The sequence below is a fragment of the Roseovarius tibetensis genome (assembly GCF_050896375.1).
Taxonomy (GTDB): Bacteria; Pseudomonadota; Alphaproteobacteria; order Rhodobacterales; family Rhodobacteraceae; genus Roseovarius; species Roseovarius tibetensis.
Window position 1 is genome coordinate 20,861 of the sequence record NZ_JBPBBB010000026.1, and the last position, 23,405, is coordinate 44,265.

The following is a 23,405-nucleotide window of genomic DNA, read 5'->3' on the forward strand; positions in this document are numbered from 1 at the left end:
GCGCGCGTCTCTCAAAGGCCCGAACGGGCGATATCCTGTACGATCACCGGCACATCGCAGGCGGCGGGCGGTCCCTCGCCGATCAGCAGCAGGTCCGACGCCTCGATCTGGCCGGCGAACCATGCCGCAAGGTCGACGGGCCGGTCGGGGCCCACGGTCGGCCCGTCCACCGCGTCGAGCACGATCTTGGACGGCGCCCAGACGCTGATCTGGCCGTGTTTCATGGCCCAGTCCAGTTCGGTCCGGGTGGATACCACCACACAGCGATCGTCGCGCCCGGCCAGCACCCACGCGTTCTGTTCGATCGCCAGCAGGTCCACGCGGCGTTGCGTCATGCGGTGGCCAGTGACCGGGGCCTCGGCCTCGGGGCGTCCCACACACAGGATCACCGGCTCTGCGCGGGCCTCGAGCTGGTCGAGCCAGCGACCCAGATTGCCCGAGCGCACCGCGGCGTTGGTCAGAAAGACCACATGCGGGTGCGGCGTGGTGTCCGGCTTGGCACTGGCGGGCTTGGTGCGCAGGTCATCGACGGAGCGGACGATCTCGACGCCAAGCGCGCCGGGACCGCGATCGAGCTTTTCGATCCGCACGAAGGTCCGCACTGCCTGGCGCTCCCACAGGATACGCTCGGCGATGCGTTCGGCCAGCGTTTCCAGAAGGTTGAGGCGTTCCTCGGCCAGTGCCGCCGAGATCGCCTCGGTCACGCGGTCATAGGACAGAATGCGGTCCACGTCGTCGTCAAGCGCGTTGGCCATCGGGCGCACCTCGACCACGATGTTGAAGCAGATGCGCTGCGTGGTGCCGCGTTCCGCCTGAAAGGCCCCGATCTCGACCGCGACGACATGATCGCGCACCGAGATCCGGTCCAACGGTCCATCGGGCGCCGTGGCATGGGCCCGCGCCGCAGGGTGCTCGAAGGCAAGACGGATTTCATGGCTCATCACGGGATCCCCTCACATGTTTGCGGGTGGTTAGCATGCAGGGGCCGGGCGTGAAACAAGGGAATACGACGCATGTGACGGTGTGTGCGGCAGCAACCGGCCATGCGCCGCATCGGATCTTGCAGCCCCCGTTCCGTCATGCCGGGCGCGTGCCGGCGTGGGCGGGCGTCATCCCCGCCCGGATACCATGGCTCCGGGCGAGGTTTGGCCGTGGCGGGGCATATCCTCAGAAGGACATGATCCGCGTGCGTTCGGCCAGCAGCCGTGCTGCCACCGCCGGCGGCTTGGCCGCGGTCACGCCGTCCAGAATCGCGTCGGCCCCGACGCCCTTGTTGGGCAGATAGATGGCGCAAAGCTCGACCGTCGCACCCTGTTCCATCACCTTCTGCATGAGGCCCTGCGGGCTCATCCCCTTGGGCTCTTGCGGGGCGGTGGCGGATTCGGGCGGTTCCTTGAGGGCCAGATCACCGGCCGGGCCGCAAAGCAGCACGTAGGCTTCGGCACCGGCCTGCATGGACTGCATGGTCAGGACCATGCTCATGAGTTGGGTCTGCGGCTGATCCGTGGCGAGGATGGTGACGATCTTGTTGGCCGTCTGGTCTTCCTGGGCCTGGCTGGCCGGGGCGGCAAGGGCGGCAAGGCCAAGTGTGGCGGCTGTCAGTAGTTTGCGCATGGAAACCTCCGGATGCGTTATGGTGAATGCAAAACCTATGTTTTGTCCTTCGGACCGTAAGGCGTGGTGCATTCGTGCGACGTTGACATGGATCAAACACATATGACTTTTCGAATATGTTTTGCAGCTCGCGCGCCATTCAATGACCGTACAGCGTCACCACGAAGACCCTCCGGACATGCGCGCGCCAGACCGTACGCCGGGCGCTGCATGGTCATGGACAAGATCGCCGGCCCCGATCACGGAACAGGCGCGACGTCGGGCCCCTGTCCTTGCGGTACGGGCATCATGGTCACCCGCCCAGCCGCTCCAGTATCGGCGCGGGATCAAGCGTGCCGATAGCCCCCGCGACCCGGCCGCGCGGATCGCTGAGCCGCGTCGCGACATAGGCCGAGGCCACGGCGTCCGGCGCATGGCGCAGCAGCACCGACGCGGTCAGCAGCGTGGCAAGGCTTTCGACATACCAGCGGGCCTGCGCCTCGTCCGGCAGCTTGGGAAAGGTCTGCATATGCGCCTTCAGCGCGCTGTCGAACCGCCGGTCCTGCCCCGAGACGCTGGCCAGTTCCGCGCTGAGTGCCTCGCCCGCCAGCGGTTCGCGGCGCAGGGTGCGCAGGATATCAAGGCAGATGACATTGCCCGCCCCCTCCCATATCGAATTGAGCGGCGCCTCGCGGTAGAGCATCGGCAGGGGCGTGTCCTCGACATAGCCCATGCCACCCATCACCTCCATCGCCTCGTAGACCAGACCGGGGCACAGCTTGTTGCCGAGAAACTTGGCCAGCGCCACGCCCAGCCGGGCAAAGGCGCGGTCCTGCGGCGTGTGGCCGTCGAACGCGCGCGCCACGTGCAGCCCAAGCGCCAGCGTCCCCTCCCAATCCAGCGCGAGATCGGCCAGAACGCCGCGCATCAGCGGCTGGTCGATCAGCGTCTTCTGGAAGGCCGTGCGATGCGTCGCCCAATGCGTGGCATGATCGAGCGCCGCGCGCATCAGTCCCGCCGGGGCCATCGCGGTATCGAGGCGCGTGTGATGCACCATCTCGATGATGGTCCGCACGCCCGCGCCTTCCTCGCCCAGCCGGTGGGCCAGCGCGCCGTGATACTCGATCTCGGCCGAGGCGTTGGCGCGGTTGCCCAGCTTGTCCTTCAGGCGCGTGATGTGGATGGCGTTGCGTCCGTCCTCCAGCCAGCGGGGCACCAGGAAACAGGTCAGCCCCGCCTCGGTCTGCGCCAGCGTCAGGAACCCGTCGGACATCGGCGCCGAGCAGAACCACTTGTGCCCCGTCAGCCGATAGAGATCGCCGTCCGGAATGGCCGTTGTCGCATTGCCGCGAATGTCCGAACCGCCCTGCTTTTCCGTCATCGCCATGCCGAGGGTTGCCGCGCTCTTGCGTGGCAGGGGTCGGATGGCGGGGTCATGCGCGCGCGCCGTCAGCTTGGGCACCCATTGCCGCAGCAGCGCCTTGTTCGCACGCATCGCGGGCACGGCGGCATAGGTCATGGTCATCGGGCAGCAGACGCCCGGCTCGATCTGGGTGGTCAGGTAGACCATCGCGGCATGCGTGGCATGGCCGCCGCGCGCGCCCTCCCACGGCAGGGCGGCGTAGCCCGCGCCCAGTCCGGCCTGCATCAGCAGATGATAGGCGGGATGAAAGCGCACCTCGTCCAGCCTGCGCCCGCCCGCGTCGAACGACACCAGTTCCGGCGGATTGCGGTGCGCCGCGCGGCCGGTTTCACGCATGTCCAGCGTTCCCATGCGTGCGCCATACGCCGCCAGATGGTCGGCATCCGCGCCATTCGCCCCGGCGTGGCACCGAAGCGCCGGATCACTGCCCCAAAGGTCGATATCACCCCGCATCGCGGGCTGGTTGGTCACGTCATGTGTGGCGAGCGTGTCTCGCGCCGGGCTGTCGGGCATCGCCTGTCTCCTTTGCCAAAAGGGTAAGACGGGACGGATCGAGGCGAAAGAGAATTCACAAGCGGCCCGACCTGTGTCATCCTTGCCGAACAAGCCGGGGGAACCGGCACCGAGAGGCAGAGCACGATATGACCGTCCAGAATCGCCCGTGGGGCGCGCTTGTATTCTACACGCTGGCCTTCCTCTTGGGGGCCTATTTCACATTCGCGGCAATCCAGGGCGATTACGGGCTGTTTCGCCGGGCCGAGATCGAGGCGCAGGAGCAGGCCTTGCGCGCGCAGCTTGACGCGATCAACGCGGATGTTGCCCGGATGGAGAACCTCACGCGGCGGCTGTCGGACAGCTACCTCGATCTCGATCTTCTCGACCAGCAGGCACGAGAGGTTCTGGGTCTGATGCGCAGCGACGAGATCGTCATTCGCTGAGACCGGCGGCGCCGACCCGCACCCCGCAGCGCGGCAAATCGTCCTCGCAACAGGGCCGGGATTGGTATATCCAATGATTTAACGGTCAACGACATGTCGCAGCAGGGAGGGGCTTATCATGGCGACCCGCAAGAGCACCAGCAAACCGAAGGCATCGGCGGACGAGCTGAAGCGATATTACCGCGACATGCTGCTGATCCGCCGGTTCGAGGAAAAGGCGGGCCAGCTTTACGGCATGGGCCTGATCGGCGGGTTCTGTCACCTCTATATCGGGCAGGAGGCGGTCGTCGTGGGGCTGGAAGCCGCCGCCGAAGAGGGTGACAAGCGCATCACCACTTACCGCGATCACGGCCACATGCTGGCCTGCGGCATGGACCCCAAGGGCGTGATGGCCGAGCTTACGGGCCGCGCCGACGGCTACTCCAAGGGCAAGGGCGGGTCGATGCACATGTTCTCGACCGACAAGCAGTTCTATGGCGGGCATGGCATCGTCGGCGCCAATGTGCCGCTTGGCGCGGGGCTGGCCTTTGCCGACAAGTACCTGGGCAACGACCGCGTCACCTTCACCTATTTCGGCGATGGCGCGGCCAACCAGGGACAGGTTTACGAGACGTTCAACATGGCCGCCCTGTGGGAGCTGCCGGCGATCTTCGTGATCGAGAACAACCAGTATGCCATGGGCACCTCGCAGCAACGCTCGACCTCCAGCCCCGACATCTACACCCGCGGCGGCGCCTTCGGCATCCCCGGCGAGGCAGTGGACGGGATGGACGTGCTGGCGGTGAAGGCCGCCGGTGACAAGGCGGTCAAGCACTGCCGCGCCGGCAAGGGGCCGTATATCCTCGAGATCAAGACCTACCGCTATCGCGGCCATTCGATGAGCGATCCGGCGAAATACCGCACCCGCGAAGAGGTTCAGAAGATGCGCGAGGAAAAGGACGCGATTGAGCATGTGCGCGAATTGCTGATCTCGGGCGATCATGCCTCGGAGGAGGATCTCAAGGCGATCGACAAGGAGATCAAGGAAATCGTGAACGGCGCCGCCGAGTTCGCCAAGGACAGCCCGGAGCCGGCGACGTCCGAGCTCTGGACCGACATCATCACCGACGCGGCACCGCAGAACGCCTGAGGAGGAGAGACGAGAATGGCCACCGAGATCCTTATGCCCGCGCTGTCGCCCACGATGGAGGAAGGCACCCTTGCGAAATGGTTGGTAAGCGAAGGCGACACCGTCAAGGCCGGTGACATCATGGCCGAGATCGAGACCGACAAGGCCACGATGGAATTCGAGGCCGTGGACGAGGGCACGATCGGCAAGATCTTGATCGCGGACGGAACGCAGGGCGTGAAGGTCAACACGCCGATCGCCATGCTGCTCGACGAAGGCGAAAGCGCCGAAGATCTCGACGACGCCGCCCCTGCCCCGCAAGCCGACGCGCCAGCGCAGAAACCCCGGCCCGCCCCAAGCCCGGCCAAGGCGGCGGCCCCCGCCACGCCCCGCGCCGATACCAGCCCCGACTGGCCCGACGGCACCGAGACGGAAAAGAAGACCGTGCGCGAGGCGCTCAACACCGCGATGGCCGAAGAGATGCGCCGCGACGATGCCGTGTTCGTCATGGGCGAAGAGGTCGCCGAATACGAAGGCGCCTACAAGATCACGCAGAACCTGCTGGACGAGTTCGGCGCGAAACGCGTGATCGACACGCCGATCACCGAACACGGGTTTGCGGGTATCGGCATCGGGGCCTCGTGGGGCGGGTTGCGCCCGGTGGTGGAATTCATGACGTGGAATTTCGCGATGCAGGCGATGGACCAGATCATCAACTCGGCGGCCAAGACGCTTTACATGTCGGGTGGGCAGATGGGCAGCCCGATCGTCTTTCGCGGCCCGAACGGGGCCGCGGCGCGGGTGGCGGCCCAGCACAGCCAGGATTACGCGGCGTGGTACGCGCATGTGCCCGGCCTGCGGGTGGTCCAACCCTATTCGGCGGCCTGCGCCAAGGGCCTGCTGAAAAGCGCGATCCGCGATCCCAACCCGGTGATCTTTCTCGAAAACGAGATCCTCTATGGCAAAAGCTTCGAGGTGCCCAAGCTCGACGATTTCACCATCCCCTTCGGCAAGGCGAAGATCTGGCGCACGGGGACCGACGTGACGATCGTCAGCTTCGGCATCGGCATGACCTACGCGCTGGACGCGGCGGAAAAACTGGCCGAGGACGGGATCGAGGCCGAGGTGGTGGACCTGCGCACGCTGCGCCCGATGGACACCGCCACCGTGATCGAAAGCGTCAAGAAGACCAACCGCTGCGTGACTGTCGAAGAGGGCTGGCCGGTGGGCGCCATCGGCAATCATATCTCGTCGGTGCTGATGCAGCATGCTTTCGATCATCTCGATGCGCCGGTGATCAACTGCACCGGCAAGGACGTGCCCATGCCCTACGCGGCCAATCTCGAAAAGCTGGCGCTGACCTCCGTCGACGAGGTGACCCGCGCCGTGCGCCAAGTGACCTATCGCTGAGGGAGAGACGCCATGCCGACCGAGATACTGATGCCAGCCCTCTCACCCACCATGGAAGAGGGCACGCTGGCCAAATGGCTGGTCAAGGAGGGGGACACCGTCAACGCGGGCGACCTTCTGGCCGAAATCGAGACGGACAAGGCCACGATGGAATTCGAGGCCGTGGACGAGGGCACCATCGGCAAGATCCTGATTGCGGAAGGCACAGAAGGGGTGAAGGTCAACACCCCGATCGCGGTGCTGCTGGAGGACGGCGAGAGCGCGTCCGACATGGATACCGCATCGACCCCCGCGCCGGAGGCCGCGACGCGGTCCGACGCGGCCGACGAGGCGGCCCCCACAGGGGGCTCCGAGACGGCCGCACCCGCGTCTGCGGTCCCCGACACGCGCGCGCCAGCAGCCCCGCAGACAGCCGACGGCACCCGCATCTTCGCCTCGCCCCTCGCCCGCCGGATCGCCGCCGAGAAGGGACTGGATCTCACGCAAATCAAGGGGTCCGGCCCGCATGGGCGCATCGTGCGCGCCGATGTAGAGGACGCCAAGCCCGCAGCCGCCACCGCCAAGGAGGCCGCCAAACCGGCGGACAAGACCCCTGCCCCGGCTGCACCGGCCGCGCCATCCGGCCCCTCCGCAGATGCGGTCGCCGCCATGTATGACGGGCGCGACTACGAGGTGGTGACGCTCGACGGGATGCGTCGCACCGTCGCCGCGCGTCTCACCGAGGCAAAGCAGACCGTGCCGCATTTCTACCTGCGCCGCGAGATCCGCATGGACGCGCTGATGACGTTCCGCGCCGAGTTGAACGCGCAGCTCGAACCGCGCGGGGTGAAGCTGTCGGTCAACGACTTCATCATCAAGGCCTGCGCGCTGGCGCTTCAGGACGTGCCGGACGCCAACGCGGTCTGGGCCGGCGACAGGATTCTGAAACTGAAACCTTCGGACGTGGCGGTGGCCGTGGCCATCGAGGGCGGTCTTTTCACCCCCGTTCTGCGCGATGCCGAGATGAAATCGCTGTCGGCGCTGTCGGCAGAGATGAAGGATCTGGCCAAACGCGCGCGCGACCGGAAGCTGGCCCCGCAGGAGTATCAGGGCGGAACCTTCGCGATTTCCAATCTCGGCATGTACGGAATCGAGAATTTCGACGCGGTCATCAACCCGCCGCATGGTGGTATTCTGGCTGTCGGCGCGGGGCTGAGGAAACCGGTGGTGGGCGCAGATGGCGAACTGACCGTGGCGACCGTCATGTCGGTGACGCTGTCGGTGGACCACCGCGTGATCGACGGGGCGCTCGGTGCGCAGCTTCTGGCCCGGATTGTCGAGAACTTGGAAAACCCGATGGTGATGCTGGCATGAGGATCGCGAGTTTCAACATCAACGGGATCAAGGCGCGGCTGCCCGCGCTGACCGACTGGCTGGACGCGGCGGAACCGGATGTCGTGCTGCTGCAAGAACTGAAATCCGTCGATGAGAACGTCCCGCGCGAGCCGTTCGAGGATCGCGGATACAACGTCGAGACACATGGCCAGAAGGGCTTCAACGGCGTGGCGATCCTGTCGAAATTCCCGCTCGAGGATGTCACCCGCGGCCTGCCCGGCGACGACGCGGACGAACAGGCCCGATGGATCGAGGCCACGGTGATGGGCGCGCGGCGCGCGGTGCGGCTGTGCGGGCTTTACCTGCCCAACGGCAACCCCGCGCCGGGGCCGAAATACGACTACAAGCTGGGCTGGATGGACCGGCTGCGCGCCCGGGCCACGGACCTTCTGGACAGCGAGGAACCGGTCCTGATGGGCGGCGATTACAACGTCATCCCCCAGGACGAGGACGCGGCCAAGCCGGACGCGTGGCGCGACGATGCGCTTGCCCTGCCCGACAGCCGCGCGGCGTTCCGGCGGATCGTGCATCTCGGCTTCACCGAGGCCTTCCGCGCGCAGGTGCAGGGGCCGGGGCACTACACGTTCTGGGATTACCAGGCCGGGGCGTGGAACCGCAACGACGGCATCCGCATCGACCATTTCCTGCTCAGCCCGCAAGCGGCGGATCTGATGACAGACTGCCACATCGAGAAAGAGGTGCGGGGCCGGGAAAAGCCGTCGGATCACGTCCCCATCTGGGTCGAGATCGACGCCTGAGCGGCGCGGCAAGAAAATTCGAAATTTTCTTGACCGGAATTTTCGAAAATTCCGTGGCGCGGGCGTTAAACCGCGCGCGTCACGTCATGCCCATACAGCCAGTCGAACTGCCGCATCATGCGGGCCGGCGCAAACCGCCCGCCCGCGCGCAGCGCGGTATGCGCAGCCCATCGCAGCGGCGGAAAAGCCAGGTGGTACTTCCAAGCGTTGCGGCTGGCCGCCGTGACGACCCGTGCGGTGCGGTGTTCGCGCCGGGCCTGATACCGGGCAAGCGCCGCATCGACCGTCGCCTCGGCCGACAGCGCATCGGCCAGCACCCACGCATCCTCTAGCGCCATGGATGCCCCCTGGGCCAGAAACGGCAGCGTGGGATGCGCCGCGTCCCCAAGGATCGACAGCCCGCCCGCATGCCAGATCGGCGCCACAGGATGCCGGAACAGACCCCATAGGTTCACCTCTTCGACCGTGTCGAGCATGGCACGGGCATCCTCTCCGAAATCGCCAAACGCGGCGCGCAGCGCCATGGGATCGTCTCTTTGGCTCCAGCTTTCGGCGGTCCAGGCGGCGCGCTCCTGCACCGCGACAAGGTTGAGCATCTCGCCCCCTCGCAGCGGGTAGCTGACCAGATGACGCATCGGTCCCATATGCACCCGCACCTCGGGGCCGCGGCCCCAGCGGTTGGGCACCGTCGCGCGCCACGCCACCTGCCGCGTGAAAACCGGCGCGCTGGTGCCGTTGAGCGCGCGCCGCACCACCGAATGCAGCCCGTCGGCTCCGATCACGAGATCGGCGTCGAACCGCGCGCCGCTGGCAAGGTGTACAGAAGGCTGCGCCCCGCCCTCGGCCCGCACCACCTTCTGCAAGAGACGGATACGTGCGCCGGCCGCTCGGGCCCCCTCGGCCAGTATGTCGATCAGATCGGCCCGGTGGATGAAATGGTACTCGCTATCCGCAAGCGCGCCCAGGTTCAGACGCAACACCTCGCCACCCTTGTAGTCGCGCAGGCTGACGGCCTGGGCCTGCACGGCCTGTCCGCGCAGCGCGTCGTCCAACCCGAGCCCGCGCAGCACGGCAAATCCGTTGGGGCTGACCTGCAGGCCCGCGCCGATCTCTGCGATCTCGGGGGCCTGCTCAAGAACACTGACCCGCGCGCCACGCTGTGCAAGCACGCGCGCCACAGCCAGTCCGCCGATGCCGGCACCGATCACGCAGACCCTGAGCGCGTCCAGTTTCATGATGGCCTTCCGGAAAACAAAAACACCGGGAGCCTGACCCCCGGCGCCGCTCTATATTTCGACCCAGGCGCGTTGGCGCCGGTATGGCCTAGTCGTCCCTGTGCACCTTCTCACGCCGCTCGTGGCGTTCCTGCGCCTCCAGCGTCATGGTGGCGATCGGTCGCGCGTCCAGCCGCTTGAGGCTGATCGGCTCTCCGGTCATCTCGCAATAGCCGAATTCGCCGTCGTCGATACGGCGCAGCGCGGCATCGATCTTGGACACAAGCTTGCGTTGGCGGTCACGGGTGCGCAATTCAAGGGCCCGGTCGGTTTCCTCGCTGGCCCGGTCGGCGACATCCGGAATGGCCCGCGTGCCGTCCTGCAATCCTTCGATCGTTTCCCGGCTTCCATCCAGAAGATCCTGGCGCCACGCGACCAGCTTGCGGCGGAAGTATTCGAGCTGCTGCGCGTTCATGAATGGTTCATCTTCCGCCGGTCGGTAATCCTCGGGCAGAAACACTTCAGATTTCATGTCCATCCCTTCTTCAAGCCAAGTGTCCGGCATTGTAACCTCCTGCGACAGTCGGGCTTTGCTACTTCGGCTCGTCTATACCGGACGTGCCAGTTTGTCACTAGTCAAACACATGGCATTGATGTGAATTGTGGTTCGACATAGTGTGTCGCGGCAGTGCCGCAAATCGTGCTTCGAAAGGATTGAAACGCCTATGAATTTTCAAGGGACCGACACCTATGTCACGACCGACGACCTGACCGTCGCGGTCAACGCCTCGGTCACGCTGGAGCGTCCTCTTCTGGTCAAGGGAGAGCCCGGAACCGGCAAGACCGAACTGGCCCGGCAGGTGGCGCAGGCGCTCGGATTGCGACTGATCGAGTGGAGCATCAAGTCGACCACCCGCGCGCAGCAGGGCCTTTACGAATACGACGCCGTCAGCCGCCTGCGCGACAGCCAGCTTGGAGACGAGCGCGTGCATGACGTGCGCAACTACATCCGCCGCGGCAAGCTGTGGGAGGCGTTCGCGGCCGACGAGAAGGTGGTGCTGCTGATCGACGAGATCGACAAGGCAGATATCGAGTTTCCCAATGACCTGCTGCAGGAACTCGACCGCATGGAATTCCACGTCTACGAAACCGGCGAGACGGTCCGCGCCGCGCATCGCCCGGTGATCATCATCACCTCCAACAACGAGAAGGAACTGCCCGACGCCTTCCTGCGGCGCTGTTTCTTCCACTACATCCGCTTTCCCGAGGCCGAGACCCTGAAACGCATCGTCGAGGTGCATCACCCCGGCATCAAGGAGGCGTTGCTGACCACCGCGCTGACGCAGTTCTACGAGATCCGCGACCAGCCGGGGCTGAAGAAGAAACCGTCCACCTCGGAGGTGCTCGACTGGCTGAAGCTGATCCTCGCCGAGGATCTGGATCCAGCGGACCTGCGCCGCGACGGGGCCGACGCGCTGCCCAAGCTGCATGGCGCGCTTCTGAAGAACGAGCAGGACGTACATCTTTTCGAACGCCTCGCCTTCATGGCGCGTCGTCAGCGGTAGGCATGTGGACGCGCGACCATGGCACGCCGGGGGCGCGTGCCGGTGCATATCGCCGCCCGGGCCGGGCGCGACGTGCCTGGCTGCCGGTTTGCCTGTTGCTCGCCGCATGTGCCCCGGCCGGCGACGAGGCGCGCGGCCCGGCGTCGCGCGCCGCCCTGCCGGACCGCGGCGCGTTGCCCCCGATGCAGACTTTCGCGGCACCGCGCCCGATGGCACCGCAGCGCGCGAACCGCGACATCATGCGCGATTTCCTCGATCTGAGCTTCCAGATGGAATCGGGCCGTACCCTGCCCCGTTTTTCGCGGTTCGAAGGCCCGGTGACCGTGCGTCTGACCGGCGCACCCCCCGCGCGCCTGGCTACCGATCTCGATCGCCTGATCGACCGCCTGCGCACAGAGGCCGATCTGGACATACGGCGCGTGACCGGCGGCGGCGCGAACATCACCATAGAGGCCATACCCCGCGCGCTCATCCGACGGTATGTCCCGACGGCCGCCTGTTTCGTCGTGCCGAACATCTCGCGGATCACCGAATATCGACAGGCACGCCGCCTTCAGCGCACTGACTGGACCCGGATCACGCGGCGCGACAGGATCGCGATCTTCGTACCCAACGATTCCAGCCCGCAAGAGGCCCGTGATTGCCTGCACGAGGAACTGGCCCAATCGCTGGGGCCGCTCAACGATCTTTACAGGCTAAGCGACAGCGTGTTCAACGACGACAACATGCATGCCGTGCTTACCGGCTTCGACATGCTGATCCTGCGGACCTATTACGCGCCCGAACTGACATCCGGCATGACGCGGCAAGAGGTCGCGGCCCGATTGCCCGCGATCCTGAGCCGCCTCAATCCGCAGGGCGACCGGATCGCGTCACTGGATCGCACGCCCACCCCGCGCGCCTGGATCAACGCGATGCAGGCGGCGCTCGCGCCCGGGACCCGCCCCGCGGCGAGACGGACGGCCGCGGCCAAGGCGCTGCGCATCGCGCAGGCATCCGGATTGGCCGATCATCGCCGCGGCTTCAGCCATTTCGCCTTGGGCAAGCTGTTGCAAGGCAGCGATCCCGGCCGCGCACGGGACCAGTTCCTTGCCGCCGATCAGTTCTTCCGGCGCAGCCCCGGAACCGACATTCACCGCGCCCATGTCGGCGTGCACCTGGCCAGCCAGGACCTGGAAGCCGGGCGCGGCGACGATGCGCTGAAACGGCTTGCCCCGCATGTAGAGACCGCGAAACGTCATGAAAACGCGGCACTTCTCGCGACGCTGCTGATGTTGCGCGCCGATGCGCTCGACCTCACGGGCGACGCCGCCGAGGCGCGCCGCGTCAGGCTGGACAGTCTGGGTTGGGCGCGTTACGGCTACGGTCTGGATTGGTCGATCGCTGTCACGGACAGGCGGGCCCGGCGCGAAGAACCGAAAGGATAGGGCGATGATCATCATTATCGGGGCGGTTCTGGGCGGCATCGTCGGGGCCGTGATCGCGCGGCGACGCAAGGGCGAACTTGCCGATGTGCTGCAATACGCCTTCGTCTATGCCCTGCTCTTCGGAATTGCCGGCCTGTTCGCCACGCTGATCATCCACCGCAGCATGATCTAGGCCGCGATGTTCCTGCCGTTCTTCGAAAACCTGCGCAAGACCGGCCTGCCGGTGTCTCTGCGCGAGTATCTCACCTTTCTCGAGGCGATGCGCGCCAATCTGGTGATCTACGACATCGACGGCTTCTACTACCTCGCCCGCAGCGCGATGGTGAAGGACGAGCGCCTGATCGACCGCTTCGACCGCGCCTTCGCCGCCACCTTCTCGGGGCTCGAGGCGATTGACCCGCAACAGGTGCTCGAGGCGGTGGACCTGCCCGCCGACTGGCTGGAAAAGATGTCAGAGGCGCATCTCAGCGAGGAAGAAAAAGCCGAGATCGAGGCGCTTGGCGGGTTCGAGGCGCTGATGGAGACGCTGAAAGAACGGCTCAAGGAGCAGGACAGCCGCCACCAGGGCGGCTCGAAATGGATCGGCACCGCCGGCACCTCGCCCTTCGGCGCGCATGGCTACAACCCCGAAGGCGTGCGCATCGGCCAGGACAAAAGCCGCCACCAACGCGCAGTCAAGGTCTGGGACAAGCGCGAGTTCCGCAATCTCGACGACAGTGTCGAGTTGGGAACGCGCAACATCAAGGTCGCCCTGAAACGCCTGCGCCAATGGGCGCGCGACGGCGCGACCGAGGAACTGGACCTCGACGGCACGATCCGCGCCACGGCCGAGCATGGCTATCTCGACGTGCAGACCCGTCCCGAACGGCGCAACGCGGTCAAGGTGCTGCTGTTTCTGGATGTGGGCGGATCGATGGACCCGCATATCACGGTCGCCGAAGAGCTGTTCTCGGCCGCGCGCGCCGAATTCAAGCATCTGGAGCATTACTATTTCCACAACTGCCTTTACGAAGGCGTGTGGCGCGACAATGCCCGGCGCTGGAACGCGCAGACCCCGACATCCGAGGTGCTCAACACCTACGGATCGGATTACAAGTGCATCTTCGTCGGCGATGCCAGCATGTCGCCCTACGAGATCGCCTATCCCGGCGGCGCCAACGAGCACTGGAACGCCGAGGCAGGCCAGGTCTGGCTGGAGCGCGCCCGCGCGCAATGGCCCGATCACCTGTGGATCAATCCCGTGCCGCGCCGTCTGTGGGACTACACCCATTCCATCGGCATGATCCGCGAGATCTTCGATGACCGCATGGTGCCGATGACCCTCGAAGGGCTCGATCAGGGCATGCGGCAGCTTGTCAGGTAATCGTTTTCTTCTTGGCAAAAATACCCAAAAGCCACCGTCTCCGCCTGCACCACGCTCAAGGCTGTGACAACGCCTTGGCCAGACGCGGCAACCGTGCTTTTTTCAACAGCGCGCGCATTTCCCAATCGCCCTCGGACAGCCGCCGCGCCTTGGTCAGAACGTCCTCGGCCACCTCTGCAACCAGATCCGGCTGCGCCTGCCAGATGCCGTGCAGGAAGGCGTCGGGATCGGCGCGCCACAGCCCCTCCTCGGCCAGAACGCCCCTCGGAAAATCACGGGCGTTAAGCGTCACGATACCGTCGGCCGAGCCCGCGATCGCCGCCGCCAGAACGTGCCGGTCCGCCGGGTCCGGCAGCCACAGGCGCGCCTCAAGCGATGACGCATACCCCACGCACGCGCCGGGCCAGCGCGCCGCCATCAGCGCCGCCTCGCCGGTCGCCTGGGCTTGCGCATCGGGCCCGATCTTCGCGGTGGCGCGCACCCATTCGGCCAGCACCCTTTCGGACCAGAGGGGAATGAACGCCCCCTTCCCCGCAACACCCAAGATCAGCTCGCGCATTACCGTCGGATAGATGACACAAGTATCGAGAAGCACCTTCATAGCCGGTAGAACAGTGCCTTGAGATAGCCGCTCTCGGCGAGGTTGGGATGCAGGGGATGATCGGGACCGGCAAAGCCGGTATGGATCAACTGCCCGCTGCGCCCGGCGCGCCCGATACCGCGCGTGCAGGCGGTGCGGAAGCGGCCCAGATCCACCGCGTGCGAGCATGAGCAAAGCCCCAGATAGCCGCCGGGGGCCACGAGCCCGGCGGCCAGCCGCGCCGCACGCTCATACGCACGCAGACCCTTTTCCAGCGCCTGTCTGGACGGGGCAAAGGCAGGGGGATCGCAGATCACCAGATCGAAATGCGCGCCCTCGGCGGCGAGCGCCTCCATCACCTCGAAGGCGTCCCCGCGCCGCGTGTCGAACCGCTCGGCCACGCCCGTCCGCGCGGCCCCGTCACGTGCAAGATCGAGCGCCGGCGCGGACCCGTCCACCGCCAGCGCGTGACGTGCCCCCGCCCCAAGGGTCGCCAGCGAGAATCCCCCGACATGGGCGAAGACATCCAGCACCCGTGCCTCTGCCGCCAGCCGCGCGGCAAAGGCGTGATTGGGCCGTTGATCGTAGAACAGCCCCGTCTTCTGGCCGCCGGTCAGATCGGCGAGATACGTGGCGCCGTTCATTGGCACGGGCACCGGCGCCGCGGGGGGCGTGCCGGCGAGCACCGCGTTTTCGCCGTCCAGCCCTTCGAGGCCGCGCGCGCGGCCGCCGGCATTCTTGAGCACCGTGGTCACACCCGTCACCTGACGCAGGGCCTCTGTCAGGTCTGGCAACAGCGCCTCGGCCCATGCGGCGTTCGGCTGGACCACCGCGATGTCGTCGAACCGGTCGATCACCACACCAGGCAGGCCGTCGGCCTCGGCATGGGCAAGGCGGTAGAACGGCGCATCGTACAGCCGGTCGCGCATCTGGTGCGCGCGGGTCAGGCGCGCGGCCAGCCACGCGACGTCGATCCGGGCCGCGACATCACGATCCAGCATGCGCGCCATGATTTTCGACGCAGGATTGACCGCGACAAGACCAAGGGGCGCGCGTTCCGCATCCTCGAGCACGGCAATCGTGCCGGGCCGCAGCGCCTTGGTGCGCCGGTCGGTCACGATCTCGTTGTCGAAAACCCAAGGCGCGCCATGCCGGATGGCGCGGTCCTGCACCTTGGGACGCAGTCGGATCACGGGGTAAGGGAGGTCTGTCATGACGATCCCATTACGCCCTTTGCCGCACCCGCGAAAGCGCGAAGTTGCGTGCCGCTCAGGGCTCGCGCGGGCGCGAGCGCCACCCACCGCGGCGGCGCGGGCGCCCGGCGTCGGTCAGTCCCTCGCGCAAGACGGCGGTCATCGGGTGATCGGGATGCGCCGGAGCATAGCGTTCGACAAGCTGTGCGATACTCTGCGCGCCGGGCATCTCGTCGGATTGCGACAGCGCCCAGTCGAGAAATATCGAGCGACACTCGCCCGGGCCGATCCCGTCGATGCGGTAGGCCTCGCGGATCAGGCCCTTGGGGTCCAGCGGATCACGTTCCAAGGATCACCGCGCCGACATGCTGCGCGAAAGGCAGGCGTCGATCACCCGCGCCGCCGCCGCGCAGGTCTCGCCAAGCCGGGTTTCCAACATCTGCAGGCTCTCTTCCTTCGTTTCGCGCAGCAGGAACGCCGCGCCACCCTCACCGATCCGGTCTGGCGCAAGCGGTTTGTCACTGATCAGCCGCGCCACCATCTGCACCTTCCAGCAAAGCGCATGTGCCTGCATCAGCGCTGTGCCGTCGGCGTCACTCAGCCAGCCGATTGCGACACCTGCCTCAAGACCCGAGGCCACGTCGCGCGCGGGCCGCCCCGCCATCAGGTGCCCGGCCTGCGCGATCAGCTCGATCTCTAGCATCCGTCCGGGGCCCAGCTTGGGATCCCACGGCCCGTCGGGGGGCTTGGCATCGGCCAGCCGGGCGCGCATGTCCGCCACCGCCGACACGACCTGACCGGGCGCGGATGTCTCGGAAATCAGCGTGGCGCGGAAGGTCTCGACATCCTCGGCAAGGCTCTCGTCCCCGGCGATCGCGCGCGCGCGGGTCAACGCCAGGTGCTCCCATGTCCAGGCCTCGTCCTGCTGGTAGTTGCGGAAGGCCGGCCAGTTCGTGGCAACCGGCCCCTGATTGCCCGAGGGGCGCAGCCGCATGTCCACCTCGTAAAGCCGTCCCTCGGCCATCGGCGCGCTGAGCGCGGTGATCATCGCCTGCGTCAGCCGGGCGTAATAGGGGCGCGCGGCCAGCGGACGCCGCCCGTCCGATCCGTCGGCATCGCCCGCATCGTAGATCACGATCAGGTCGAGATCGGACCGCGCGTTGAGCCGCCCGGCCCCGAGCGACCCCATGCCGATGACCGCCGCACCGCGTCCCGGCGGTGCCCCGTGTTTTTCGCCGAATTGCGCGATGACCCGTGGCCAGACGGCCACGATCACCGCCTCGGCCAGATCGGCATATTGCCCCCCTGCCCTGTCCGCGTCGATCAGCCCGCGCAGGTGATGCACACCGACGCGGAAATGCCATTCCTTGTGCCAGCGGCGGGCCGCATCGAGCGCGCGTTCGTAATCGTCCTCTCGCGCCAGCCGGTCGGACACCTCGGCGACAAGCGCCGCGCATCCCGGCCAGTCGGCGAAGAAATCGCCGGCGATGACGGCATCGAACACGTCCGCGTTGCGCGCGAGGTACTGGGCCAGCACGGGGGCCGTGCCGACGATATCCACAAGCAGGTCGATCAGTTGCGGATTGGCCTCGAACAGCGAAAAGACCTGCACACCGGCGGGCAGCCGCGACAGAAAGCCGTCAAAGGCCAGCAGCGCCTCGTTCGGCTCGGCGGTGCGCGCCAGACGGGCCAGGATATCGGGCTTCAGTCGGTTGAAGATCTCGACCGCGCGGGTCGAACGCAACGCCGGGTAGCCGGGCCAGCGGGCGATCACGTCGGCGTCCAGCGCATCGGGGACCGCTTGCGCATCCGGCGCGTCCCCGGTCACGTCATCCTGTGCGAAAAACTCTTCGATCAGTTCGTGCACCTCGGTCAGGCGCGCGATGAGATCGGCGCGCAGCTCGTCGCGCTCGCGCCCCATGAAGGCGGCAAGGCGGTCGAACTCGTCGGCGGTGTCGGGCAGATCGTGGGTCTGCGTGTCCCGCAGCATCTGGACGCGGTGCTCGACCTCGCGGTGAAAGCGGTAGTGCCGCGTCAGCGTGTCGGCGGCGTCTTCGGGCACCCATCCCTTGCGGGCCAGCCGGTCCAGCCCCTCGACCGTGCCGCGCACCCGCAGATCGGCGTCGCGCCCGCCCGCGATCAACTGACGGGTCTGGGTGAAGAACTCTATCTCGCGGATGCCGCCGCGCCCCAGCTTCATGTCATGCCCGTCGATGCACAAGGGGCCGCCCAGTCCCTTGTGCGCGCGGATCGCCAGCCGCATGTTATGAGCGTCGTCGATGGCGGCAAAATCGAGATGCTTGCGCCACACGAAGGGCCGCAGCGTGGTCAGAAACCGCTTGCCCGCCTCGATATCGCCGGCGCAGGGCCGCGCCTTGATCCACGCGGCGCGCTCCCATGTGCGCCCGAGGCTTTCATAATAGGTCTCTGCCGCCGCCATGGCCATGCAGACCGGGGTGACGCCCGAATCCGGCCGCAGGCGCAGATCGGTGCGAAAGACATAGCCGTCGGCCGTGCGATCATTCAGCATCCCGGCCATCTTGCGGGTCGCGCGCACCAGGCTGGCGCGTGCCTCGTGGAAATCGTCGCGGGCGAACCGTGTCTCGTCGAACAGGCAGATGAGGTCGATGTCGGAACTGTAATTGAGTTCGTGTGCCCCCATCTTGCCCATGGCGAAAACGACCATGCCCGCGCCGGTGTCCAGATCGGCCTCGGTCATGCCCGGCAGCTTGCCGCGCCGGATTTCCGCGCCAAGCGCGGCCTTGAGCGCCAGGTCACAGGCCAGATCGGCAAAGGTCGTCAGGCGTCCTGTCACCTCTTCCAGCGACCAGACCCCGGCCAGATCCGCGAGGCCGAGCAGCACCGCGACCCGGCGCTTGGCCGTACGCAGCGCAGGCCCCAGACGGTCGGGCGCAACCTGTGCAAGATCGCCGAGAAGTGCGTCGAACGCCGTGTCGGGTTTGTCCAGCGCACCGGCGAGCCATGCAGCCTCTTGCTGGATCAGCGATTTCAGGAACGGGCTGCACCCGCCCGCACCGGCCAGAAGATCCGAAACCGGGCCGGCAAGATCCGGCAGCGCCGCGCGCGCCTCGTCCCCGTCCTTGGGGTCGTACGGGTTCGGCAGGCGGGTGATGCGATCAGCGAATTTCATGCAACAGAGTGATACAAGCGGGATCGGGCTGGTCAATGCCCTGCCGTGCAGGAATACTGCGAAAAACCGGAGGTAACCCATGAGCAAGAGTGTGCGCCGCGTGACCCGTGTCTTGCAGGAGGCCGGGCTTGACATCGTGCCGGTCGAGATCGGCGACGCGACAACCGCGAGACTGGCGGCAGATCTGGTCGGATGCGATGTGGCGCAGATCGCCAAATCCGTGATGCTGCGCGGTCAGGACACCGGCGCGGCGGTGTTGTTCGTGACCTCGGGGGCCGCCCGCGTCGATGACACGCGCGCAGCGACGGTCGCGCATGAGCCGCTCGGCAAGGCGGATGCCGCCCTCATCCGGGCGCAGACCGGGTTCGCGATCGGCGGCGTCGCCCCGGTTGGACACCTGACGCGCCCGCGGGCCTTCTTTGATCCGACGCTGCTGGAGTTCGCGCAGGTCTGGGCCGCGGCCGGCACGCCGCGCCACCTGTTCGCGATCGCGCCGCGTGACCTGTTATGGCTTTCGGGGGCGGACGTGGCAGAGTTCACCGGGTGATCCCTTGCAATCCGCCGCCCCGGTGGCAACCTTTAGCACACCCGACCCCGTCCAAGGATCCCACCGCATGAGCGATATCACATGGCACCTGCCTGACCCCGAAAGGCAACCGGAATTCTATGCCGATGTTCCCGCCAAGCGGCTGGTGGCGTTCGTCGTGGACACGCTCGTGATCCTTCTGATCAGCCTGCTGATCGTGCCGTTCACGGCATTCACTGGGCTGTTCTTCTTTCCGGTGCTGATGGCGGTGGTCGGCTTTGCCTACCGGGTGGTGACGATCGCGCGCGCATCGGCGACATGGGGGATGGGCCTGATGGCGATCGAGTTTCGCGCCGTGGATGGCGCGCGGTTCAGCCCAGGACTGGCCGTCGCGCATACGCTGGGGCTGACGATCTCTTTCGCGCTGCCGATCCTTCAGGTCATCTCCATCGTCCTGATGCTGACCGGGGCCCGCGGACAGGGGCTGTCGGACCTGGTACTGGGCACCGTCGCGGTCAATCGGCGTGCCGCGATGTGACGCGCGGATGACAAGCCTCTTGGCGACCGCACGCTTGGTTGCTACGTTCAGGGCAAAAGACAAGAACTCGGTCCCGGATCCAAGCATGCGACACACGCTTCCCATCGCGCCGCAATTCTACGTGACGGCCCCGCAACCCTGCCCGTATCTGCCGGGGCGGATGGAGCGCAAGCTGTTCACGGCCCTGCATGGCACGGATGCGCAACGTCTCAATGACGGGTTGTCGAAACAGGGATTTCGCCGTTCGCAGAACGTGTTGTACCGGCCGTCCTGCGCGGATTGCGCGGCGTGCCTGTCGGCCCGGATCAACGTCGCCGACTTCACACCGTCCAAAAGCCAGAAGCGCACGCAAAAGCGCAACGCGCATCTGCGCCGCCGCGCGACCTCGCCCTGGGCCACAGAGGACCAGTACAACCTGTTCCGCCGCTATCTCGAAAGCCGGCACGCGGCCGGCGGCATGGCCGACATGGACACGTTCGAATTCGCCGCGATGATCGAGGAAACCCCGATCCGCACGCGGGTCGTGGAATACGGCGACGCCGAAAGCGGCGATCTGGTCGCGGTCTGCCTCACCGACATTCTGGATGACGGGGTCAGCATGGTCTATTCCTTTTTCGAACCGGACCGGCCCAAGGCATCGCTGGGAACGCATGTCATTCTCGATCACATCGAGATCGCCCGCGAGAACGACCTGCCATATGTCTATCTTGGATACTGGGTGCCCGGCAGCCCCAAGATGGGGTACAAGGCCGCGTTTGCGGGGCTGGAGGTCTACGCCGACGGAAGCTGGCAGAAGATGCGGGACCCGAAGGATTTTCACGCACAGGCGCACCCTCTGGTCAATGATCCGATATCCGAGCAGGTCGCGAATATCGCCCTGCCCGACGGCACACCCCGACGCCGCACCCGCTAAGCCGCGTCAACCCGCCGGACAGCCCCGGATATCGACCGCGTCACCTGTGCTCAGCACCGTCAGACGCAGCCCCGAGCGGTCGATCATGAAACCGCGTCCCTCGACATGATGGATCTCGGTCACGGCACGCAGGCGATTGCCCTGACGCTCCGTTTCCGATTGGGCGACCCATAGATCGGGGGCATCCGTCTCGACCACGACAAGTTCGCGCGCTCCGCGCCGGTCCATGTCGATCTCGGCCACAAGCCGCAGCCCGCCGCCCTCGATCGGCGACAGGGTGCAGGCCACGCGGCCCACCCCGGCCTCGGCGGCGGTATAGGGGCGTGCGGCAAGGGCGGCGGCGATCTTGGGGTCACGGTCGTCACGTCCGGGGGGCAGGTCCCGGCCCACCGTCAGATCGACCGGCACGCAGACATCCTTGCAGATCCCAATCTCCAGCCGCGCCTCGAGCGCGATGGGATGACCGGCCCGCCGGGGCGTGAGGCGCAGCGGCAGCACCAGTTCGCGCGCATATCCGATCGTGCGCATGCCGCTGGTCACGGTCTGCTGCGGCGTCGGCCAGACGATGTCCACCGCGGCCAGATTGCCAGAGCCGCGCCAGTCCAGCCGCGGCGGAATGCCCGCGTCGCCGGGCGCGCGCCAATAGGTCTTCCAGCCCTCGGCAAGGCTGAACCGCAGCGCCGCGACATGCGTGCCGTCCGGCATCTGCCAGCCGGGCAGAACGCTGACCGTTACCATGTCCCCGGGCGACCGTGCGCCGAGGGGGGTGGCAAATGCCGTCATGGCGGCGAGGATCAAGAGGGCTACAGTCTGTATCATGACCCTGACATGGCGGATGACACGGCGAATGCCAACTCACATTCAAGCGAGAAATCCTGCCGGGACAGGAATACCCGCCTTGCGCCCGTGGTCCCGCACCCCCATGCTGTTTGCATGACAGAAAAGGCCCCGTGCATGACGCAAGAGACCGATCTCACCGGAAAAATCCTGATCGCGATGCCCGGCATGGGCGATGCCCGGTTTGCCAATGCCGTGGTGTTCATATGCGCGCATTCGGACGAGGGCGGGATGGGGTTGATCATCAACAAACCCGCCGACGACCTGAACATGCACGACCTGCTGGACCAGCTCTCGATCACGCCGGGCGAGGCATTTCGCGACCGGCCCGTGCATTTCGGCGGCCCGGTCGAGCATGGGCGCGGTTTCGTGCTGCATGACGCGGGCTATGTCTCGGCGATTTCCACGCTCGAGGTCAGCGACACCTTCGCGATGACCGCCACTCTCGACATCCTCGAGGACATGGCAGAGGGGCGCGGGCCCGCCAACGCCCTGATCGCCCTGGGGTATGCGGGCTGGGGGCCGGGGCAGCTCGAGGCGGAGCTGACGCAGAACGGCTGGCTGACCTGCGATGCGGATGCGGACCTTGTCTTTGCCACACCGAATTCCGGCAAATGGGCCGCGGCGCTGGACCGGCTTGGCGTCTCGGCGTTGATGCTGTCCTCGGACGGCGGCCGCGCCTGATCTGTCGGACCGGACCGCTGAACAGACCACTGAAAAGAAATGGCACCGTCCCATGCAGGGACGGTGCCGTCGCATTGGTTGCGTTGGATCGCGGCTGAATCGCTCAGGCGACCGGCGTGGACCGTCGCATGACAAACAGCCCGCCAAGCGCGGCAAGTAGCAACGGCAACGCTGCGGGCAGCGGTACGACGGAAATTTCAGATGCCGACACGTTGATGTTGTCCAGACCGGCATCGTCATTCGCAGAGAACGTGACCTTGGTGAGGTCCGTCCAATTCAACGTCAGGGTCGTCAGCGTCGACAACGGATCGCTCGTGAAACTCAGGGTGCCCCCGCCGGCCTGAGAGCCCGCAATGGTTAGCGTGATGTCTTGGGGTTCTGACAATGAAATTACACCAGCGTCCAGCCCCAAAAGGTTGAAGACGTTCCCCGGCCCGGATGAGACGGTCAAAACAAGCGAATTGGTCCCCGAGAACCCGAGAAAACTCGTGTCATTTCCGGGCATGGACACGGAACTGGTCGTATCGAAAACCGCTGAATCCGCGTTCGAGGGCGTGATCGTAAATCCGTTCTCCGCGTAGGGCTCTGCCGGTGAGACATTCAGGATCCCGTTATCTGGCGCAACGCCCTCGAACTCGAGTGTCGCGGCCGCGACATCCTGGCCCGATCCGAGTGCACACATCACGCCGAGGGCGCAAGACCACATCAAAGTCTTCATCTTGTTACTTCCTAACCGACATTCCCCAAGTGGCCTACCATCTGACGTCAAGATCCCATGACGAGGCCAGCGGATCAAGCGTATTTGACCGC

General features: G+C 66.3%; 24 protein-coding genes. 13 read left to right on the forward strand and 11 right to left on the reverse strand.

Translation table 11 applies throughout. From position 1 onward, the window contains the following. Positions 1-11 precede the first annotated feature (11 nt). From ACROSR_RS14855 to ACROSR_RS14865, 3 genes are all read right to left on the reverse strand, one after another. Positions 12-941 carry a dihydroneopterin aldolase gene (locus ACROSR_RS14855; RefSeq protein ID WP_432686387.1) on the reverse strand — a complete coding sequence of 310 codons (930 nt, stop codon included), beginning with the start codon at positions 939-941 and terminating at the stop codon, positions 12-14. Between the two features lie 226 nt (positions 942-1,167). Further along, positions 1,168-1,614 (reverse strand): DsrE family protein, encoded by a 447-nt coding sequence (locus ACROSR_RS14860; protein WP_432686389.1) that lies wholly within the window; start codon positions 1,612-1,614, stop codon positions 1,168-1,170. 292 nt (positions 1,615-1,906) lie between these two features. Continuing rightward, positions 1,907-3,529, reverse strand: a complete 1,623-nt coding sequence (locus ACROSR_RS14865; protein ID WP_432686391.1) for an acyl-CoA dehydrogenase family protein — start codon at positions 3,527-3,529, stop codon at positions 1,907-1,909. A gap of 128 nt (positions 3,530-3,657) precedes the next feature. Here ACROSR_RS14865 and ACROSR_RS14870 point away from each other — a divergent pair, with 128 nt between their 5' ends. The 5 genes from ACROSR_RS14870 (at position 3,658) to xth (ending at position 8,604) form a co-directional block, all read left to right on the forward strand. Continuing rightward, entirely contained in the window at positions 3,658-3,954 is a 297-nt protein-coding gene (locus tag ACROSR_RS14870; RefSeq protein ID WP_432686393.1) for an FtsB family cell division protein, read from the forward strand. 118 nt (positions 3,955-4,072) lie between these two features. Continuing rightward, the gene (gene pdhA / locus ACROSR_RS14875; protein WP_432686395.1) at positions 4,073-5,083 is read left to right on the forward strand and encodes a pyruvate dehydrogenase (acetyl-transferring) E1 component subunit alpha; all 1,011 of its coding nucleotides are present in this window, start codon (positions 4,073-4,075) and stop codon (positions 5,081-5,083) included. Between the two features lie 15 nt (positions 5,084-5,098). Continuing rightward, a complete protein-coding gene (locus tag ACROSR_RS14880; protein ID WP_432686397.1) occupies positions 5,099-6,472 on the forward strand; it encodes a pyruvate dehydrogenase complex E1 component subunit beta in 1,374 nt (457 codons plus the stop codon). 12 nt (positions 6,473-6,484) lie between these two features. Next, complete coding sequence (locus tag ACROSR_RS14885) at positions 6,485-7,825, forward strand: pyruvate dehydrogenase complex dihydrolipoamide acetyltransferase (protein ID WP_432686399.1); 1,341 nt, start codon at positions 6,485-6,487, stop codon at positions 7,823-7,825. Further along, the gene (gene xth / locus ACROSR_RS14890; RefSeq protein ID WP_432686401.1) at positions 7,822-8,604 is read left to right on the forward strand and encodes an exodeoxyribonuclease III; all 783 of its coding nucleotides are present in this window, start codon (positions 7,822-7,824) and stop codon (positions 8,602-8,604) included. Before ACROSR_RS14885 ends, xth begins: the two co-directional genes overlap by 4 nt. A gap of 65 nt (positions 8,605-8,669) precedes the next feature. On the opposite strand, the gene ACROSR_RS14895 is transcribed toward xth, so the two are convergent. Together ACROSR_RS14895 and dksA are read right to left on the reverse strand one after the other, a co-directional pair. Beyond that, entirely contained in the window at positions 8,670-9,839 is a 1,170-nt protein-coding gene (locus tag ACROSR_RS14895; RefSeq protein ID WP_432686403.1) for an FAD-dependent oxidoreductase, read from the reverse strand. 88 nt (positions 9,840-9,927) lie between these two features. After that, positions 9,928-10,350 (reverse strand): RNA polymerase-binding protein DksA, encoded by a 423-nt coding sequence (dksA, locus tag ACROSR_RS14900; RefSeq protein WP_432686405.1) that lies wholly within the window; start codon positions 10,348-10,350, stop codon positions 9,928-9,930. A 193-nt stretch (positions 10,351-10,543) separates the two neighbouring features. On the opposite strand from dksA, the gene ACROSR_RS14905 reads away from it, so the two are divergent. Genes ACROSR_RS14905 through ACROSR_RS14920 form a run of 4 tightly spaced genes read left to right on the forward strand, consistent with a single transcriptional unit; the run spans position 10,544 to position 14,173 of the window. Next, complete coding sequence (locus tag ACROSR_RS14905; RefSeq protein ID WP_432686407.1) at positions 10,544-11,383, forward strand: AAA family ATPase; 840 nt, start codon at positions 10,544-10,546, stop codon at positions 11,381-11,383. A gap of 2 nt (positions 11,384-11,385) precedes the next feature. Beyond that, positions 11,386-12,810 carry a DUF2927 domain-containing protein gene (locus tag ACROSR_RS14910; protein ID WP_432686409.1) on the forward strand — a complete coding sequence of 475 codons (1,425 nt, stop codon included), beginning with the start codon at positions 11,386-11,388 and terminating at the stop codon, positions 12,808-12,810. A gap of 4 nt (positions 12,811-12,814) precedes the next feature. Then, the gene (locus ACROSR_RS14915) at positions 12,815-12,982 is read left to right on the forward strand and encodes a hypothetical protein (protein ID WP_432686411.1); all 168 of its coding nucleotides are present in this window, start codon (positions 12,815-12,817) and stop codon (positions 12,980-12,982) included. 6 nt (positions 12,983-12,988) lie between these two features. After that, positions 12,989-14,173 carry a vWA domain-containing protein gene (locus ACROSR_RS14920; protein ID WP_432686413.1) on the forward strand — a complete coding sequence of 395 codons (1,185 nt, stop codon included), beginning with the start codon at positions 12,989-12,991 and terminating at the stop codon, positions 14,171-14,173. Between the two features lie 55 nt (positions 14,174-14,228). On the opposite strand, the gene ACROSR_RS14925 is transcribed toward ACROSR_RS14920, so the two are convergent. The 4 genes from ACROSR_RS14925 to ACROSR_RS14940 are packed head-to-tail and all read right to left on the reverse strand — an operon-like array spanning position 14,229 to position 19,097. Next, a complete protein-coding gene (locus ACROSR_RS14925) occupies positions 14,229-14,774 on the reverse strand; it encodes an RSP_2648 family PIN domain-containing protein (RefSeq protein ID WP_432686415.1) in 546 nt (181 codons plus the stop codon). Continuing rightward, positions 14,771-15,967: an RSP_2647 family RNA methyltransferase gene (locus ACROSR_RS14930; RefSeq protein WP_432686417.1), complete on the reverse strand. Its 1,197-nt coding sequence runs from the start codon at positions 15,965-15,967 to the stop codon at positions 14,771-14,773. Before ACROSR_RS14930 ends, ACROSR_RS14925 begins: the two co-directional genes overlap by 4 nt. A 55-nt stretch (positions 15,968-16,022) precedes the next feature. After that, positions 16,023-16,295: a hypothetical protein gene (locus ACROSR_RS14935; RefSeq protein WP_432686419.1), complete on the reverse strand. Its 273-nt coding sequence runs from the start codon at positions 16,293-16,295 to the stop codon at positions 16,023-16,025. A gap of 3 nt (positions 16,296-16,298) precedes the next feature. Then, positions 16,299-19,097 (reverse strand): bifunctional [glutamine synthetase] adenylyltransferase/[glutamine synthetase]-adenylyl-L-tyrosine phosphorylase, encoded by a 2,799-nt coding sequence (locus ACROSR_RS14940; RefSeq protein ID WP_432686421.1) that lies wholly within the window; start codon positions 19,095-19,097, stop codon positions 16,299-16,301. Positions 19,098-19,176: 79 nt separating this feature from the next. Between ACROSR_RS14940 and ACROSR_RS14945 the strand changes: the two genes are divergently transcribed. The 3 genes from ACROSR_RS14945 (at position 19,177) to ACROSR_RS14955 (ending at position 21,074) form a co-directional block, all read left to right on the forward strand. After that, positions 19,177-19,644, forward strand: a complete 468-nt coding sequence (locus ACROSR_RS14945; RefSeq protein WP_432686423.1) for a YbaK/EbsC family protein — start codon at positions 19,177-19,179, stop codon at positions 19,642-19,644. A 67-nt stretch (positions 19,645-19,711) separates the two neighbouring features. Further along, positions 19,712-20,161, forward strand: a complete 450-nt coding sequence (locus ACROSR_RS14950) for an RDD family protein (protein ID WP_432686425.1) — start codon at positions 19,712-19,714, stop codon at positions 20,159-20,161. An 85-nt stretch (positions 20,162-20,246) separates the two neighbouring features. Then, positions 20,247-21,074, forward strand: a complete 828-nt coding sequence (locus ACROSR_RS14955; protein ID WP_432686427.1) for an arginyltransferase — start codon at positions 20,247-20,249, stop codon at positions 21,072-21,074. Positions 21,075-21,080: 6 nt separating this feature from the next. Here the strand turns inward: ACROSR_RS14955 and ACROSR_RS14960 are convergent, their stop codons facing one another. Then, on the reverse strand, positions 21,081-21,893 hold the full coding sequence (locus tag ACROSR_RS14960) for a protein-disulfide reductase DsbD domain-containing protein (RefSeq protein WP_432686429.1): 813 nt from the start codon (positions 21,891-21,893) through the stop codon (positions 21,081-21,083). A 135-nt stretch (positions 21,894-22,028) separates the two neighbouring features. Here ACROSR_RS14960 and ACROSR_RS14965 point away from each other — a divergent pair, with 135 nt between their 5' ends. Next, positions 22,029-22,595, forward strand: a complete 567-nt coding sequence (locus ACROSR_RS14965) for a YqgE/AlgH family protein (protein WP_432686431.1) — start codon at positions 22,029-22,031, stop codon at positions 22,593-22,595. Between the two features lie 103 nt (positions 22,596-22,698). Here the strand turns inward: ACROSR_RS14965 and ACROSR_RS14970 are convergent. Next, positions 22,699-23,405: VPLPA-CTERM sorting domain-containing protein (locus tag ACROSR_RS14970; RefSeq protein WP_432686433.1), on the reverse strand; the 707-nt coding region annotated here is incomplete at its 5' end.

What these genes read in the sequence shown, in the direction of transcription:
- ACROSR_RS14895 (WP_432686403.1), bottom strand. Translation starts at nt 9,839, where the DNA reads ATGAAACTGGACGCGCTCAGGGTCTGCGTGATCGGTGCCGGCATCGGC.
- ACROSR_RS14920 (WP_432686413.1), top strand. Translation starts at nt 12,989, where the DNA reads ATGTTCCTGCCGTTCTTCGAAAACCTGCGCAAGACCGGCCTGCCGGTG.
- ACROSR_RS14910 (WP_432686409.1), top strand. Translation starts at nt 11,386, where the DNA reads ATGTGGACGCGCGACCATGGCACGCCGGGGGCGCGTGCCGGTGCATAT.
- pdhA (WP_432686395.1), top strand. Translation starts at nt 4,073, where the DNA reads ATGGCGACCCGCAAGAGCACCAGCAAACCGAAGGCATCGGCGGACGAG.
- ACROSR_RS14905 (WP_432686407.1), top strand. Translation starts at nt 10,544, where the DNA reads ATGAATTTTCAAGGGACCGACACCTATGTCACGACCGACGACCTGACC.
- ACROSR_RS14930 (WP_432686417.1), bottom strand. Translation starts at nt 15,967, where the DNA reads ATGACAGACCTCCCTTACCCCGTGATCCGACTGCGTCCCAAGGTGCAG.
- ACROSR_RS14880 (WP_432686397.1), top strand. Translation starts at nt 5,099, where the DNA reads ATGGCCACCGAGATCCTTATGCCCGCGCTGTCGCCCACGATGGAGGAA.
- ACROSR_RS14870 (WP_432686393.1), top strand. Translation starts at nt 3,658, where the DNA reads ATGACCGTCCAGAATCGCCCGTGGGGCGCGCTTGTATTCTACACGCTG.
- ACROSR_RS14915 (WP_432686411.1), top strand. Translation starts at nt 12,815, where the DNA reads ATGATCATCATTATCGGGGCGGTTCTGGGCGGCATCGTCGGGGCCGTG.
- ACROSR_RS14960 (WP_432686429.1), bottom strand. Translation starts at nt 21,893, where the DNA reads ATGATACAGACTGTAGCCCTCTTGATCCTCGCCGCCATGACGGCATTT.
- ACROSR_RS14955 (WP_432686427.1), top strand. Translation starts at nt 20,247, where the DNA reads ATGCGACACACGCTTCCCATCGCGCCGCAATTCTACGTGACGGCCCCG.
- ACROSR_RS14855 (WP_432686387.1), bottom strand. Translation starts at nt 941, where the DNA reads ATGAGCCATGAAATCCGTCTTGCCTTCGAGCACCCTGCGGCGCGGGCC.
- ACROSR_RS14945 (WP_432686423.1), top strand. Translation starts at nt 19,177, where the DNA reads ATGAGCAAGAGTGTGCGCCGCGTGACCCGTGTCTTGCAGGAGGCCGGG.
- ACROSR_RS14865 (WP_432686391.1), bottom strand. Translation starts at nt 3,529, where the DNA reads ATGCCCGACAGCCCGGCGCGAGACACGCTCGCCACACATGACGTGACC.
- ACROSR_RS14965 (WP_432686431.1), top strand. Translation starts at nt 22,029, where the DNA reads ATGACGCAAGAGACCGATCTCACCGGAAAAATCCTGATCGCGATGCCC.
- ACROSR_RS14940 (WP_432686421.1), bottom strand. Translation starts at nt 19,097, where the DNA reads ATGAAATTCGCTGATCGCATCACCCGCCTGCCGAACCCGTACGACCCC.
- ACROSR_RS14885 (WP_432686399.1), top strand. Translation starts at nt 6,485, where the DNA reads ATGCCGACCGAGATACTGATGCCAGCCCTCTCACCCACCATGGAAGAG.
- ACROSR_RS14860 (WP_432686389.1), bottom strand. Translation starts at nt 1,614, where the DNA reads ATGCGCAAACTACTGACAGCCGCCACACTTGGCCTTGCCGCCCTTGCC.
- xth (WP_432686401.1), top strand. Translation starts at nt 7,822, where the DNA reads ATGAGGATCGCGAGTTTCAACATCAACGGGATCAAGGCGCGGCTGCCC.
- ACROSR_RS14950 (WP_432686425.1), top strand. Translation starts at nt 19,712, where the DNA reads ATGAGCGATATCACATGGCACCTGCCTGACCCCGAAAGGCAACCGGAA.
- ACROSR_RS14925 (WP_432686415.1), bottom strand. Translation starts at nt 14,774, where the DNA reads ATGAAGGTGCTTCTCGATACTTGTGTCATCTATCCGACGGTAATGCGC.
- dksA (WP_432686405.1), bottom strand. Translation starts at nt 10,350, where the DNA reads ATGAAATCTGAAGTGTTTCTGCCCGAGGATTACCGACCGGCGGAAGAT.